13 protein-coding genes and 1 pseudogene are annotated in these 16400 nt (G+C 33.1%); 7 read left to right on the top strand and 7 right to left on the bottom strand.

The genetic code is table 11. From position 1 onward, the window contains the following. Window positions 1–70 precede the first annotated feature (70 nt). A complete protein-coding gene (locus tag ACM6HU_RS26265; RefSeq protein ID WP_414848517.1) occupies window positions 71–2182 on the bottom strand; it encodes a peptidoglycan D,D-transpeptidase FtsI family protein in 2112 nt (703 codons plus the stop codon). 990 nt (window positions 2183–3172) lie between these two features. Here ACM6HU_RS26265 and ACM6HU_RS26260 point away from each other — a divergent pair. Beyond that, on the top strand, window positions 3173–4054 hold the full coding sequence (locus tag ACM6HU_RS26260; RefSeq protein ID WP_016131771.1) for a VanZ family protein: 882 nt from the start codon (window positions 3173–3175) through the stop codon (window positions 4052–4054). A 767-nt stretch (window positions 4055–4821) separates the two neighbouring features. Beyond that, window positions 4822–5577: a cell division protein FtsQ/DivIB gene (locus ACM6HU_RS26255; protein ID WP_229161828.1), complete on the top strand. Its 756-nt coding sequence runs from the start codon at window positions 4822–4824 to the stop codon at window positions 5575–5577. Window positions 5578–5719: 142 nt separating this feature from the next. Here ACM6HU_RS26255 and ACM6HU_RS26250 read toward each other — a convergent pair. Both ACM6HU_RS26250 and ACM6HU_RS26245 read right to left on the bottom strand, forming a co-directional pair. Further along, window positions 5720–6223, bottom strand: a pseudogene (locus ACM6HU_RS26250) (SDR family NAD(P)-dependent oxidoreductase); the annotation flags it as partial. Window positions 6224–6259: 36 nt separating this feature from the next. Further along, the gene (locus tag ACM6HU_RS26245) at window positions 6260–7645 is read right to left on the bottom strand and encodes an FAD-binding oxidoreductase (RefSeq protein ID WP_016115653.1); all 1386 of its coding nucleotides are present in this window, start codon (window positions 7643–7645) and stop codon (window positions 6260–6262) included. 356 nt (window positions 7646–8001) lie between these two features. Between ACM6HU_RS26245 and ACM6HU_RS26240 the strand changes: the two genes are divergently transcribed. From ACM6HU_RS26240 to ACM6HU_RS26230, 3 genes are all read left to right on the top strand, one after another. After that, entirely contained in the window at window positions 8002–8421 is a 420-nt protein-coding gene (locus tag ACM6HU_RS26240; RefSeq protein WP_088094235.1) for a CbrC family protein, read from the top strand. A gap of 503 nt (window positions 8422–8924) precedes the next feature. Then, window positions 8925–9458: a GNAT family N-acetyltransferase gene (locus tag ACM6HU_RS26235; protein WP_275857599.1), complete on the top strand. Its 534-nt coding sequence runs from the start codon at window positions 8925–8927 to the stop codon at window positions 9456–9458. Between the two features lie 19 nt (window positions 9459–9477). Further along, entirely contained in the window at window positions 9478–9930 is a 453-nt protein-coding gene (locus ACM6HU_RS26230; protein WP_016131777.1) for a DinB family protein, read from the top strand. A gap of 773 nt (window positions 9931–10703) precedes the next feature. Here ACM6HU_RS26230 and ACM6HU_RS26225 read toward each other — a convergent pair. Beyond that, on the bottom strand, window positions 10704–11615 hold the full coding sequence (locus ACM6HU_RS26225) for a VanW family protein (RefSeq protein WP_016115656.1): 912 nt from the start codon (window positions 11613–11615) through the stop codon (window positions 10704–10706). A 405-nt stretch (window positions 11616–12020) separates the two neighbouring features. Between ACM6HU_RS26225 and ACM6HU_RS26220 the strand changes: the two genes are divergently transcribed. After that, window positions 12021–12347, top strand: a complete 327-nt coding sequence (locus tag ACM6HU_RS26220) for a hypothetical protein (protein WP_016115657.1) — start codon at window positions 12021–12023, stop codon at window positions 12345–12347. Between the two features lie 162 nt (window positions 12348–12509). Beyond that, window positions 12510–13571, top strand: a complete 1062-nt coding sequence (locus ACM6HU_RS26215) for a DUF3900 domain-containing protein (RefSeq protein ID WP_016131778.1) — start codon at window positions 12510–12512, stop codon at window positions 13569–13571. Between the two features lie 220 nt (window positions 13572–13791). Here the strand turns inward: ACM6HU_RS26215 and ACM6HU_RS26210 are convergent, their stop codons facing one another. Genes ACM6HU_RS26210 through ACM6HU_RS26200 form a run of 3 tightly spaced genes read right to left on the bottom strand, consistent with a single transcriptional unit; the run spans window position 13792 to window position 16398 of the window. Next, window positions 13792–13968 carry a hypothetical protein gene (locus tag ACM6HU_RS26210; RefSeq protein WP_170927950.1) on the bottom strand — a complete coding sequence of 59 codons (177 nt, stop codon included), beginning with the start codon at window positions 13966–13968 and terminating at the stop codon, window positions 13792–13794. 7 nt (window positions 13969–13975) lie between these two features. Continuing rightward, the gene (locus ACM6HU_RS26205; protein WP_016115659.1) at window positions 13976–15304 is read right to left on the bottom strand and encodes a glycosyltransferase family 4 protein; all 1329 of its coding nucleotides are present in this window, start codon (window positions 15302–15304) and stop codon (window positions 13976–13978) included. Window positions 15305–15342: 38 nt separating this feature from the next. After that, complete coding sequence (locus ACM6HU_RS26200) at window positions 15343–16398, bottom strand: phosphotransferase (RefSeq protein WP_170927949.1); 1056 nt, start codon at window positions 16396–16398, stop codon at window positions 15343–15345. Between the last annotated feature and the right edge of the window lie 2 nt (window positions 16399–16400).

Here is a 16400-nt window from a genome sequence, read left to right as displayed (position 1 = left end):
GCCTCTACAAAATTTTAATGTAGGGGCGTTTCGTTTATATATATTTACTAGAAGCATTCAACTTGTTTGTTTATGGAGAAACGTTATTTCCTTGATTCTTTTTTAAAGCGAAATATGCATCTAAGATATCTTTACCAATCATTGAATTAATTCCACCTTTATCATCATTTACCCATGGTACAACAACGGAAAATGCAACCTCTGGATTATCATATGGGGCATATCCTGCTAAAGTTAAATTGTAACAATGAATACGATTCCCTTCTGAATCTCTACCAACAGGGTCCTCGCCTCCATAAACTGTTTGCGCTGTTCCTGTTTTACCAGCTGGTTTATAAGGAGCTTTTTGGAAATACCTCACACCAGTTCCATCACCCTCTTGGAACACTTGCCTAAAGCCTTCTTGTACTCGGTCGATATATTCCTTTTTCATATCTATGCGGTTCAGCACAATGGGTTGCATAGTTTGTACAACTTTACCAATATCTTCTTCTTTCGTTGTTTGCTCCCGAATTTCTTGTACAATCTGTGGCTTCATTCGATACCCCCCATTTGCAATGGTAGAAACATACTGTGCAAGTTGCAACGGCGTATATGTATCAAACTGACCAATAGCTAAATCTAGTAAAAAACCTGGTTGATAATTTTGTTTTTTTTGTTGTCCCAACGTTTCATTTGGTAAATCAATTCCAGTCGAAACTCCTAATCCAAATTGCCCAAAATAATATCTCATCTTATCAAATGTAGCCGCTTTAATATCTAAAGAACTGTTCGGTACATAATTTATACCTGCAATTTTTAAAGCTGTATTAAACATATACACGTTAGATGAAACTTGTAATGCCCTTATATCATCAATAGTTCCAAAGTCTTTCCAAGATTTCTTAGCTTTTGCTGTTCCCTTAAATTTCATTGGTGCATCATAAAAATATGTTCCTGGTGTTATGGCACCTGTCTCATATCCTGTTAAAAGTGTTGCTCCCTTTACAGTAGATCCAAGTTCATAGGAGCTTGTCATTGTGCCTAAAGCATAATCTTCTACTTCTATATTTTCATCTTTTTTGACTAATTTTTTCCCTGCCATAGATAAAAGTTGCCCCGTTTTTGGATTCATCATAACAACAAATGCTCGGTCTAATAAACGTTCTGAACCTTTAAAAGCTTTTAAATGCTTTTCAATAATCTCTTCTACCTGTTCCTGTAATTTCATGTCTATTGTTAACGTTACATTGTTTCCGCTTTTCCCTTTAGAAACGGTTTCCGTTCGAATAATGTTTCCTTCTTTATCAGTAATATTTTTAATTTCTGCTTTTGTTCCATGTAATACATCTTCATATCGTTGTTCAATATAACTTTTTCCTACGCGATCATTACGGCTATAACCACGTACCATATAAGAGTCTAATTGTTCTTTAGGCAGTCCTTCTTCAGAATTTGTTATATTACCCAATACCGAACGAAATAAATCACCATTTACATAATTACGTTCCCATTCAACTGTTGTATCTACCCCTGGGTATTTAGCTAAATTTTCACTTATAATGGCGTATTCTTTCTCAGGCACATTTTTCTTTATAATTTGAGGTGTCATTGAGTAGCCCGAACTCATTTTACTTTTAATAGCTAATACTTTTAAATCTTTTGGTGTTAATTCGCTTAGTTCTTCATCTGTGATACGTTCTCGTCTTAATTCCTCTATTTTTTTATCAAGCTCTTTCCCTTCAATATTTTTGGCTCGGAATTTTGCCTCATCTTGTTTCGTAATCTTTTTTTGAGCCTTTTCCTTATTTAACTTTACCCAAAAATCCTTTTTATCTGTTTCGGTTAACTTATTTATGTCTTCTTCTGGCATTTCAAGTACGTTTGCAAGATCTCTAGCTGTTTTTAGAATGCCTTCTGAATCTACACCCTTCATCCTTGTATATGTAATAGTACGAATAGCATTGTTGTTAACAACTTTTTCTCCTTCTCGATCAAAAATTTTCCCACGTGGAACGGGAATACTGATTGTGGAATTCCCTTGTTTCTCCGCTATATTCTTATAACTCTCTCCATCAACGATTTGTACTTTTCCTAGCTGAATAATAACAGCTGAAAATAGTAAAAATACACAGAAAAACAATATATTCAACCTTAAGGGAATCATACTTTTTTTAGTATTTTTTTTCTGTTTTTGTTTCATTTCATTCTCCTCTTAAGTACAATATATTAAAATAATACAGTTCTAAATGCAATTAAAAATAATAAGTTTATTACAGCTGATAGCTTTCTAATAAAAAATCATTAACTAATTTAGTATATTGCATTTTACGATTAACGATAATACAACTTCAAATACCCAAGTAATCTTATTAATATGTGATTAAACGGGAGTATTCGTACTTTTCAGAAACAATAAACATTATTATAAATCAAATAAAAACGACATTATATTAAACGTTTCCAATCCGTTTGTTACTAACATAACTACTAATGTGAGGGCGACAGATCCATTTTCAAATAAAAAATAAAATAGCAATACCTAGATAAACTCATTTCTTTATTATACAAATGAAAATTTTCCTGTCAAACAAAATTAAAGAACACTTTCTCTATTTAGAGTCTTTAGAGATATCTTTAATGACAATACTTTTATATCTCTATATATAAGTTTTATGAAATTTATTCCACAATAAATTTATCCAAAATCTAAATTGTAAGCACCCTGTCCTACGGATTATACACATTTCATGTTCAATCTCCTCAACAAGCGTGTTCCACAATTTTGTTATTTTTTGAAAAATGTTTTTTGAATCCTCACACATTTTATCGAATTGTTAATAATCGTTTTATGAATGAACTGTATAAAATACCTTTTTAGTGTAGTGTATAAGTTTTATTCAAAAATATAAATTACGTTTAAACGACATTTAAAATAAATAAATCACCAAAAATTGATTCCGATATACTTATTCACCACCTTTATCAATTTAACTTTTTGACAAATTATTTTTTTGTTGATGCATCATTATTACTTATATTAATATGTTTTTATTGCTATATTTTAAAAATACATATTTAATAAAAACAATAAGAATATTCTTGAGTAATAGGAGGTTTTATTATCAAAGGTAAACATCGTAAGATTGTCCTCACAATATTAGGCTTTTATTCAATTTTAATACTTTACTTTATGTTTCTTGGTTTTGATAGGTTGGGATTAAAATATATTAATTATGAATACCAATACCAGTTAATTCCGACTAGTATTCCTTTAGGATTACCAAATATGACAAGTGAAGAAGACTTTAACCTATGGGTTTTTAATTTTGGGAATTTAACTGCATTCATACCTTTTGGAGTACTAATTCCTTTGTTATACCGCTGTAGCTTCATTCGATTCATTACCTCATTTTGCATTTCAATCCTTATACTAGAAGTTTTACAAATGCTAACTTTTCTTGGGGGTTTTGACATTGATGATGTGATTGTGAATGCAATGGGTGCTACAATAGGATTTGTTGCATATAAAATTGGATTTCGTTCAAATACTTTTTTAAAAAAACTTATTATTACTTGTGTAACAGCATCAATCCTTACCTTAGGATTGATTGTTGTTGTAGCTGAATTTAACAAATCATTAGAAAAGCAGCAACAATCTCTCAAAAACGGAACTATTATAGGACTAAATCAACTGACAGAAACTAATGGATATACACCGAAAGATAAAAATTTCCATAGTTTTGAAATTGCTCATAAAAAAATTGAATCTAAATTAAATATGTATAGTAGTAATGGCACAGATTTTCAGCAATTTAAATACTTGTTAAAGGGTAAATATGTAAAAATTTCGGGCTATCTTGGTATCCCAGATGGTGCTAGCAAACGTTCTGGAAAGATAATTATTTCTGTGGATGGAAAAGATGTACAAACGGTTCAATTCTCTGAAGAAAACATATCTACATCAAAAAGTTCCTTTGAAATAGAGTTGGATAAAGCAAATGAACTTTGTATCAAGTTCATTGATACCGATGTATTACTATGGGATGTTACACTTACAGAATGGCAAAAATAATGGATTTGAAATCCGCTAATTTAGATACTTGTGTATTTTTTTATTTGTATATATTTAATATAAAATACAAGTCTTCCAATTTAGGTATATACCGAACACCTATATCTTAATATTCAATATTGCATATCATATTATTATTTATTTCTTTCTTTTAAAATCTTAGAAGTGGATTGTTCATCTAGCAGTTCACAACAGCGTATATTTATTAGTATAATGCTAACCCTAATTACAGACAAAGGGAGAAGAATGTTTATCACTCTTCTCCCTTTGTTTATGTGATTTTTTACGAAGCATTTGTGAACTACTCGCCACCTACGCTTAGAGGTAGAATCTTCTCAGTCCCGCGACGAAAATAATCATTTATCTTTCTTAGCATTACTTCCCTTATTCCCTATATTAGATATCGGGAGAATGAAATTTCTTTCGACACCTTGATTATTTTACAAAATGGTGATATTTTTTTAAGAATACTTAGAGATGATTTACTATATCACTAAATGTTACTAATTTTTTAATTAGAAATCTAAAATGCTGTATCTGTTTATTTAATTGTGAAGAATATCACTTGTATATTATAACTATATTGAGAAATTATTCTATTATGTATATAATGTTTTAGGAATTTATGTCCGTTTTAGTAGCTAGGGGATACACCCTGCAGTGTAAAAAAAGTCTAAATATGTACATGATGGCCATTAACATACTAAACAACAAATGTTAGAGCATTTTTTTAAATGGAATATAGTAGGCTACTAGAGGAAGGTATTATGAATCAAAATAATGTATATCCATTTAACCAACAGGTTCGTCATCAACAACTAATACAAAGTAGAAATTTAAAAGCAGCTAGAAGGAAAAAAGCATTAAGTATATGTGTATTAATAACTTTTATTTTGTTATTATTTTTTAATCGCTTTGGAAAAATTTCAACAATATATGTAACTGGAAATGAAATAATTTCAAAAGCAGAAATTATAAGTCTATCCAATTTAAGCGACAAAGATAATTATTGGAATTTACATGAAGAAGATATAAAAAAAAGAATACAGAAAAATAATCTGATTAAAGAAGTCAAAATTTCAAAGAACTTTCCAAGTCGAGTCACTATTAATGTTAAAGAAAATAGCACTGTTGCATATATGATTAAAGATAATAAGTATTATCTTCTACTTGAAAATGGTACAATATTGGATAAAGTTACAAATAATAAAATCTCCAAAAGTGTACCTGTAATAAAACAATTTACTAGAAATGATGAAAAACAACTTAGAGAACTTATTTCGGAGTTAAATAAATTACCAAGCGAAATACAAAGTATAATATCTGAGATTAATTTTTTGCCAACTAAGAATGATAAATTCCATATATATTTATATGCGAAAAACGGGTTTACAGTGAGCGCTTCAATCACTGATTTGTCTGAAAAAATGGAACTATATCCAGTCATAACTAAAAACTTAGATTCTAAACAATACCCTGTAATTCACTTAGAAGATTCTATATTTGCAAATAACAAATTATAAGCCTTGAAATTACATTTGCTATTATAGGAAAAAGAAAAAAGAACTTGTAGTTCTGAAGTGCCCCCCAAAAGTTAGAATGTGTCTAACTTTTGGGAGGCACTTCAAAACTATCGGCTTTTTGTTATGTTGGGATTTTCAAAAACTAGTTTCTTGTCCTGGTCACATACGGATAAATCGGATCTCTTAATTCGAAGTCATACGTTTCTCCATTCACAATTCCTACCATCTTCCCACTGTCATATAAATCGAGCAAGAAACCGGCCATTTGTTCAGCTGTATGGAACTTAGGAACAACACCATTATATTCAAAATTATCAACATCATAGGATCGTTTCGCAAATTCGGTCTCTGTTGCAGCAGGAGCCAAGACTTTCGCTTGCATGGCTGCTCCTTTTCCTTTCAATTCTTGTGCGAGACCTTCTGTAAAGGCACTTACATAGAACTTTGTCGCGCAGTAGGTCACAGCATCAGCAACAATCAAGTATCCTCCTCCTGAAGAAACATTGATGATTTGCGTTCCTTCAACATCTGCATAGTCACGTACATAAAGAGAGGACAGAACGGTTAAGGCTTCAATATTCAAGTGAAGCATCGTCTCAATTTTATTTAAATTTTGTTCCCCAACGGAAGCAAAGTTTCCAAACCCGCGACTTCAGTCGTGGATCATTGACAGAATCATTCCCTATTCTTTAATTTTAAAAATCTTATTTGGATTCAGAATATTTTTCGGATCAAGAGCTTGTTTCATTTTTTTCATCACAAGAAGTGCTGCTCCATGCTCTTTTTCTTGATATTTTTGTTTACCAATCCCTACCCCATGTTCACCTGTACATGTTCCACCGCGCTCAAGAGCATACATCACAATTTTTTCATTTGCCGCTTCTGTTTTATGCACTTCCTCTGTATCATTTGGATTCACCATTAATAGAACGTGAAAATTCCCATCTCCGACATGTCCAAGTATTCCCCCAACAATTCCCATAGCATCTAAAGTCTCTTTTGCATACTGTATTGCACTTGCTAACTCTGAAATTGGTACACAAACATCCATACTCATCAGTTTTTTCCCTGGGCAACTATGAACATAAGCGTATGCTAAATTATGTCTTGCTTCCCATAATTTATTTCTTGCTGCTGTTTCTGTTTCAAATGAAATAGCCTTACACTTGTGATCTTTAACAATTTCTTTTGTGAAATCAATATCTTGTTTTAATCCCGCTTCATTTCCATGAAACTCTAAAAATAACGTTGGCTCTTCCCTATAGTTTGTTTCACTATATTTGTTAACTTGTTTCATTGAAAGTTCATCAACAAGCTCAATTCTCGCAATCGGAATGCCAGCTTGTAAAATATCAATTACAGCTTCTACCGCATCATTCACTGTCGGAAAAGATGCTCTTGCTGCCATCGTATGCTCAGGTATTCCATATACTCTTAGCGTTAATTCCGTAAAACAACCAAGTGTTCCTTCTGATCCAACGAAAATACCATTTAAATGATAACCAGATGATGACTTTGCAGCTAAATTCCCTGTATGTATAATCGTTCCATCTGCAAGTACAACTTCTAAATCACGAACTTGATCACGCATAACGCCATACTTTACTGAAGTCGTTCCACTTGCATTTGTAGCAGCCATTCCACCTAATGTTGCATCCGCCCCTGGATCCACACTGAAAAACAATCCATACTTTTTTAATTCTTTATTAAGCTGTGAACGAGTTACTCCAGGTTGCACTTTAACTAGAAAATCTTTTTCTCTTACCTCCAGCACTTGATTCATCAGTGAAAAATCAATTGTAATGCCATTTTCATATGGAATTACATGACCTTCCAAGCTTGAGCCTACTCCAAATGGTACAACTGGTGTTTGGTACTTGTTCGCTAGTTTCATTATCTCACTAACCTCTTTTGTCGTTGTTGGAAATACAACAACATCAGGCAGACTGCTAGGATGATAAGATTCATCTTTACTGTGCAGTTCTCTCACCGTTTCATTTACTACTACTTGTGTTTCAGGAAGTACCTCTTTTAAAGCAATTATCAGATTTGCAGTTACAGCTTTCATTTCATTCTCTCCCACCATTCTGTTACAGATTTCATATACAATTTAAGATCTTTTTATAACGATTCATCTGATGAACTATTTCATAAATAATAATCTGAAAAAACTAATAATTCAAGTCCTAAATAAAAAACACCGCGCAATTACTATTAAGTTGAACATCCATAAGTTAATCAACTCACAAAAATATGTAACATGAAATTAGAAAAAATCTTCTTTCTCGTTAATTTGCCAGTCAAATCATCCCCAGCAATATTTGTAAAATAAAGATATTTTGTTTATATTCAAATTAACCTGATTACAATTTGGCAATAGGAATACAGTATAAATACAAATATCATTTATAGGGGGAATCAGACGTGCAATTACCGACCTTTAAATATAATCCAAACGCACTAGAACTAGGAATTATAAAAAAAGAATTTACGACTTGTTCTGTTTGCAAAAACGAACGTGAATATGTTTATAGTGGTCCTTTCTATTCTATAGAAAATGTAGAAAGCATCTGCCCTTGGTGTATCGCTAATGGAAATGCATCTAAAAAATTTGATGAAGAATTTCAAGATCCACACTCCTGTGAGGAAGTAAATAATGAAGAAAAAATAAAAGAACTTATCCATAGAACGCCTGGATATGGTGGATGGCAACAGGAGTATTGGCTGAGTCATTGTAATGATTTTTGTGCATTTATTGGATATGTGGAATGGGAAGAAATCGCTCATTTAGCAATTTCATATAAACGGGTTCCTACACGTTTTATTAGTTCGCTACAAAATTGAATATCAATTGCCGTCATTAAATATGCCAGCCTTTCTCTTTGAAATAGCTTAACATTTTCCGGTAATTCTCCCCATACTTCTCTTGAAATTCTTTCCCAAAATCCTCTTCGATGTGCTGCATCATCATATCATGGTAAAAAGCATTTTTTATTACTTCAATTACTGCTGAATGATTCGTCTCTAATGCAGATGGCTTAATCTCTCCTCCGAAACTACCAATTAAAGCTGAACTAGAATCACAGAGAATAGAAAACTTCCTTTCATCAGCAGGCCACTCTTCATCCCTATAATGCTGGAATACATGTTTAAGAGGTGTTATACATACATAAATTCAAAATATTTAACTTCAGAAAAAAGGGATTCTAGAGTAGAAATCTTTTCCTAATCTATATCCTTTAAATTCATAAACATCAATATCTCCAAGTACTTTATTTCTCTACCATCCAAATTATGTTAAGATTATTTTAATATTTCGAAAAACATATAAAAGGAGCCTAATAATAATGGATGTCTACTTAGTACAACCCACAATTGACTTACAAGAAGAATATTTAGAATTCTATCAAGAATGGAAAAATAGTGGTGAAACGATGATTCCTTGGGTTATCACAAAAGATCATTCTAATTTTCCAGCAATGATTCAAGAGTTGCTAGATGCAGCGAAAGGTAAAAACATTCCCGATAGTTGGGTACCGGACTCTACCTATTGGCTTATCACAAATGATAACAAGATCGTTGGTGCTGTAAATATTCGCCATCGTTTAACTGAGCATCTATTCAATGCTGGTGGGCATATCGGTTATGGTATTCGTCCTTCAGCAAGACAAAAAGGATATGCTACAAAATTATTAGCTTTATCATTAGAAAAAATAAAAGAATTAGGTGTTACAAAAGTACTTGTCGTTTGCGATGAAGATAATACTGCTTCAGAAAAAACAATTTTGCATAACAGAGGACTTCGTGATAATGATTTTATCGAAGAAGATGGTAATGTTGTAAAAAGGTATTGGATTGAGCTGCAAACATTCAGTTATTAATGAAAATGGAGGGATTCACATGTCTACATTAGCAACCCAATTAGAACATATAATTCATACTGCATCTCAAAAAATTATACTTTTTTCTGACATGGATATAAAACTCGCCCCAATAAAATGGTCTAAAAAAGAAATATTAGGTCATCTTTGCGATTCCGGTACGGTAAACCATAGACGCTTTGTTGATATTCTTACTTCAAAGGAAACAATTATACTCACTGGCTATGATCAAGATTTGTGGGTGCAAGTACATAATTATCAACAATCTTTTTCAGCAAATGAAATTCTAAAATTATGGGAAGCTATTAACATACAAATGATAAAATTACTAAGCAATGTAAAGAATGAACACTGGCAACTTACATGTAAGTTGGAAGACCAACAGGAAGTAACTTTAGAATGGCTTGTTACAGATTATATTAATCATATGAACCATCATCTTAATCAAATATTTACAAAACATAAAAACTAAATTCCTTTTCACCCTTGCCCGATTTGGATTACATATCCAAAATAAGGAGGACAGCTCACAGCCCCACCTCCTCCTTATTTTTGTTATAAAAAAACTTATGCTTTCTATACATAAGCACCTTTTTTCTCTATCATTATGCATTATGAGTCATTTGTTTTCTTTATTCTTCTTCCTTCTATTGACATCTTTTAACGTTTTACTAAATCCTAAAATCAAAATAATAAATATTATTCCAGCAATTGCTACCATTTCTAAAATGAATTGCATAGTTCTCTCCTCCTCAAAATTATGCCTATTATCCTTTATTAAAACTGTTATCTATTTAGACAAACTTTCATTTGGTTCACTTGGCGTTTTTATATCAAATTATAGCTGTCTCATTGTAAATATACTTTTAAAACACCCTATTTCCTATTTATTCTAGTTTATCAAAAGAAGTTTTTTAAATCAGTAGATAAAGTAAATCTTTAATAATCGGTTGGGGCTTCATCCCCACTGATTATTAGCCCTCAAAAATCGAGCTTTTACAGGAAGTTTATCTCCCACCTAATCTCTTTGCTTTTGCTGATTTTTGAGGTGGGAGTATTGCTGCCCGCGAATAGCGAATAAATTTTCATTACTGATTTATATGTATACAAAAAGCCACCCCTTCTAGAAAAATACTAGAAAGAATGGCTCAGATCATAATAAAGTGAAACTTCGATCAGTGGAGATTCCCCTAATCTTCCACTAATCGTTAGTTGAATCTATAAGACTTTTATGTACGGTAATTCTTATCTTGCTGCACGTACCTCAGCAACAAGTTTTCCACCCTCTATGCTCATATAAAGCTTCACAGGTACTTCATTTGTATTTTCAAACACTAAATCTAAATATGGATATGCAATCGTAGCATCTCGGCCTTGTGGAACGTATCCTACTGTTTTGGAGTGTGTAGTTCTCTCCACCATTTTTAAACCAGCTTGATCTGCAGCATTAAAAAGAGTAGAAGATGTTTGACATACTCCTCCGCCATAACCATCTACTAGTTTGCCGTCAACAATCTCTTTTCCTAACTGATATCCCTTGTCTGGTGTTGTATCTCCAATTAATGCGTTAAAAGAGAAACGATCTCCTTTTCCTAATACGACACCACTAATATTACTTGCAGACAAACGAATATTCTCGATTCTACCACCTGTAGAACCACCTAAGTTTGTTTCATATCTTCCTAAAACTGCACCATTTCCACTTGCATCTTCCGGCTTCGCTACAGGTTTTTTCTCAACAATTGGTAGTTGGTACGAAGAATCCCACATTCCTACGTTCATTAGTTTATCTACTAGCTCTTTTTCCATTAACTCATAAGAAGGCTTACCTTCTTGCCATGTTCCATCACTTGCCATACGAGAAGGGACCATCTTTTGATCAATAGTTTTTCCGACTTCCTTAGCAACCTTCGTTACTTCTTTTTCAAACTTATTTTCATCTTCAAAATAACCTAAGCTTGCTATATTAACATTTTTTACTTCTTTACCACTTCTAGCATCTACTAAACTTACACTTTCATTGACACCAGTCTTAGCTTCTACTGCATGCTCTCCTATGCCACTTACCAATGAAACTTCACTTATTTTTGTACCACATCCACTCACTATGCTTACACATAGTGCCCCTATTACTATACTTTGTACCTTACGTAACAATATACTCTCTCCCTTTCCCTACCATTACTCTTTGTTTTCAATTTTATGTATGTATAATTACATGACTTTGCAATATGACTACAAAATATTACAATTTGATTTCCACTATATTAAAATTACTCTTTTCTTTAAGAAATGTCTACACATATTTACTTAGAAACTTAAGTTTGTAATGCTCCTCTTATTTAACCAGTATATACCAAATGATTATTCAAAAACAATTTTAATACATTAATATTTTGGAATTCTTCATAGGCAATTCTCATTTATAAAAACTTATCACAAATTCTCTTGAATACATTTGATGAAGCACCCTATTCAAAATAGGTATTTGCCGTGCCACCTATCCGCTCTTACACATACATTATGATGAATTCAAGCAAATTTAGAGAACGGAGGATGTTTATGTATCCCTACAATTCATATGCCCCCTACAACCTTTATAACTATCAACAATCATATGACGGGCAATCGCAATATCAACCATATATAGAACAAACAGAACAAATTGATCCATATGATCCAAATAGACAATTTCAAATTCCAATTTCCTTTCCAGGTAGTGGCGGCCGTCAGTTAGAAAGACGAGTAAATGAGCTAGAACAAAGAGTAAATCAACTTCAGCAGACAGTAGAACGTCATACACGTAGACTCAATCGATTAAATCAGCGTTTACGTACTGTAGAGAATCGACTAAACATTCCATTTTCAGCACTTGAGGATGGATTTTAAATTAGTAAAACAAAGAACTATATAAGGAAGGGACTCTCCCTTCCTATATTTCAAATTAACAAATAGTAAGCCCCTGTTATCCGTTTTATTTTATTAAATTGACGAAAGTTTTCTCCATCTCTATACTGATAAGAGTCAATGAAATGAAACAAGGTGATAAATATGGATTTTGAAATAAACTTCCTCTCCTTCTATGTTATACAAGTAGAAGGAAAAGGTGAACAAGCAGATAAGCGATATAAACATTTTCAAACGTTGGATGCTGAAGAATATGAGGACAGCCCCTTAAAAGAGTTCTTAGATGGTGAATTATTAAAAATATCTAAACGAAAAGTAGAACGTCATGCAAAAACCGAACAAGCCCCAACAAAGATTGGTCGATTTATTGTAGAAACTGGGCACGAATTCGATTCCAACCCTCATTATAATTTATTTAATCGTATCCGTTTTGCAGAAACGAAAGAGAATTTTAAAGATATGAGTGAACCTCTCGTTTATACATATATCGATACAAGTGCAGTACGCGGTGGTGTATTTTTAGTTGCTCAAGCAAAACTGAGGAAATACTTTGACGATCCATTCGTATTCGTTATGAAGTGTGACTTCGAGCCAAAAGTTGCTTCCATTTCCGACGAAACAACACTTATTCGCAACGTTGAAATGGCAATTACGACAAAAAATATGAAATCTATTCAATACCCATACATGCCAGAAGAAGGCATTGTAGAGCCTGGCGAACTAAAAATCCACCAAGCATCACACGCACGCTACTTTGAGGATTTCTTAAAATTCGTCGAATACGAACGCTCTATGCCAGAAATTATGAAAACACAAGTTATGGACATGGTATACGACCAAATCGAAGACGTGTTTGAAGAAGGTACGGAAGAACGAGAACAATTCGACCAAGCGATGGAAGTATGGGCTGCCAGTCCTAAGCGTGAAATTATGGAACATTTCACAACGGAAGAAGTAATGGAAGCTACAGCGCAAATTGTGGAGCATACCCCTGAGATAGAATTAAAGCTAAAGGCAGATCATATTTCTGTGAAGGCATTGCTTGCAGATTTTGGGGAACAGATTCATATTGCCAAGGTTAATGATAAATATGTACTAATGATTGAGGCGGATACACTTACGTTTGAGAAGGGATTCTCTCCTATTGAGTTTTTGAAGCCGGATGAGTTAGAGAAAGTAATGGAGCGGATTGCGAGTAAGACGTAAAATAAAAGAAATTTTAGTGTCACTAAAACGATTTTTGTATTTGATAATCTAAAAGTAAGCCCGTATAATCGTTAAAAACCCAGCCGTTCTTCTTCGATTACTTCGAAGAAGAACGACTGGGTTTTTAATGACAAAATGGCTGGATTTTCAATTGACAAATACACTAGCTCCTCACATATGAGTTATCTATTCATTCTTCATACATACAAATTTCTTCAAGTCAGCTTTTACTTTGATTTGCTTTCTTTAAGTAAGAAATCGTTTGGTCTAAACCAAATGAGACGTCTGAAGCAGGCTTCCATTTTAATACTTCAATCGCTTTACTAATATTTAACTGGCTATGAAGAATTTCTCCTTTATAGATTGAGTCATCATTCCTTTTATTACGACATTCCATACATGTTCTACATATCGCTTATAAAAGAGTGATAGATTCTTTCTATCTTTGAAATCATCCCACCTTGAGTTAGATGTTGTCGTGAATATTCCTGAGCATTTCTTCCTAAACGTTCACGAAGATTCTTATTTGCTAAAAGCAATTTAAGAGCATCGGAAAGTTGTTGTACATTTCCCGGTTCACAAATGATCCCTGTTTTTCCGTTTTGAATCATTTCTGGTATACCACCGCAATTTGTTGTAACAATAGCTTGACGAGAAAACATAGCTTCAATAATTGAAATCGGAAAATTATCGTTAATGGTAGGTAAGACATAGATAGCAGAAGAGGAAAGGATTTCTGGTATATCTGTTCTTCTGCCAAAGAACTTGATATTGTCGAGACCAAGTTGTAGTACTTGGTCTTCTAGTCTTTCTCTCATGACACCATCACCAACAATCCATATTTCTACATTAGATAAATCTTGTTGAATTCGCGAGAGCGCTTTCAGAAAAATGTCATGACCCTTTCTGGGAGAAAGGCGGGAAACACAGGAAATTACAAGATTATCATTATACTCTTGTTTAGGTATAGAAGCTTGATGAAAATGTATGCCTGTATGAACAGTAACCAGTTGTTCTATCTTTGCGCCATACTCTTTTAAAGGGGAATGAAAAGAATTACTGATCGTTATGATTTGATCGGATGCTCTTATTCCCTGTTTTTCAATTTCACTAAAATAAACTTCCTCAATTGATCCTTTTTTTATTTTATCGAACTTTAACCGGCTTTTTGTAAAATGTCCATGCGGTGTAAAAAAAAGAGGTTTCTTATATTCTAGATTTAGTTGTCCTAATAAAAAGACAGAAAATAAATCTTGTGCATGAAACACATCATATTGTTCTAGATTTCTTCCTCTTAAGAAAGACTTATACACGTTCATGAAACTAGTGTTTTTTATAATTTTTTCATTGACTGTACCATATCGTTGCAGCAGAAAGTCCCTTGCATGTTCGGCAGCCTGCGGGATATCTTGCTCTAGATGAACTGCTGTCATTTGAGTAGGTGAGATGACATCTACGTCATGACCATACTTTTCAAAACCTGTTTTTAAGGAAGTAATATAACTTGATAACCCTCCAGTATTTGGATATCGCAAAAACGTTACGTAGAGGATCTTTAGTTTATTTGTTTTACTTGGTATGCGATTCTTTTTGATTCCAAATGTCTGAAATGGTTCCATTAAATGATTCTTTTTACTATCTATTTTATAGTATTCATCCATGACTTTTAGCAGGCTCGCATGGAAAGGACAGATGTATTCATTTCGCTCTTCCTTTATTGTATTCAGAAGCATCTCCTCCTAACTCTGCTAATGTGAAAATTTTATTTATCTTATAAACCTAATTCTCTTCCCCAAGTTGAAACTTTTTCAAGATGATACGTTAATAGCTCGCCACCGCGGTTATCGAATATTCTTCGTAGCTGGGTATGCAACCCCTTTTCTAATGTTCTCTGCAAATACGCCATTTTATAAAGGTCAATTGGAGCCGTTTTAAATTGAATGCCATTCTTCTGCATTTGTTTTGTATATGATTTCACACAATGCGTGCGAATTTCTTCTGCATGACTCTGCCAATCTTTTCTGAAACCTAATAATATTTCGACTAAAACAACCATATCAAACCAGACGGGTGCATACTTAATGGACTCCCAATCGATAAACTGGATATTCCATGGTGCACCTGGTGTCACATTGTTGCTGCATATGTTTTGCATATGAAGATCACCATGCGTTATAGATGAACCATTTTCAAATAGTTCCGGGAAAAAATCCGGTCCCTTATGACATAGTTTTATTAGCGGTTTATGATAGGGTTTAATGATCTCCCTTAACCGGTCGTCTTTCGCTGCGTCATCGAGAAAAGCAATCGTCTTTCCAATATATTTGGCTCGATTACTTCTCATGTGGCTTGATTCATAAATAGGAAGCCAAGATTTCCAAACATCTTTATGCTTTTTAAAGTTGTCTTCAAATGTGTGTGCGTGAAGTTTGGCAACGGTGGGGATAATGTAGTCAAAATGTTTCGGGGAGAAGGTGATCTGGCCGCGTACTTGCTGAACAAATTCCATGAATATCCAGGTGTCATTTTCGCTTTTTTCAACATGGTATATTTGAGGAAGAAACTCTTTCAATATAGGATAAGCTCTCTGATATACATTAATCTCTACTTCATTTTTATAGTTTGTTGAATAATATATTTTCAAAATAATGGGATAATGATTCGTTTTTTTTCGAAGAGATAATTTGTAGATACTCATTCTTGTTGTTGATTTTAGACACTCGATTTTAGCAGGGTCTATTACAACCCTCTCAGCCATTGAATAAGAAAGCTTTTCTGAAATCTTCAACTTCTCAAAATGATGGAATAATACTTTTGCCTCGTACAACG

The organism is Bacillus sp. IT-79MI2 (genome assembly GCF_949768135.1).
In the GTDB taxonomy this organism is placed as follows: Bacteria; Bacillota; Bacilli; order Bacillales; family Bacillaceae_G; genus Bacillus_A; species Bacillus_A pseudomycoides.
Note: the sequence above shows the minus strand (reverse complement) of the source record. Positions and strands in the feature narration are given on the sequence as shown.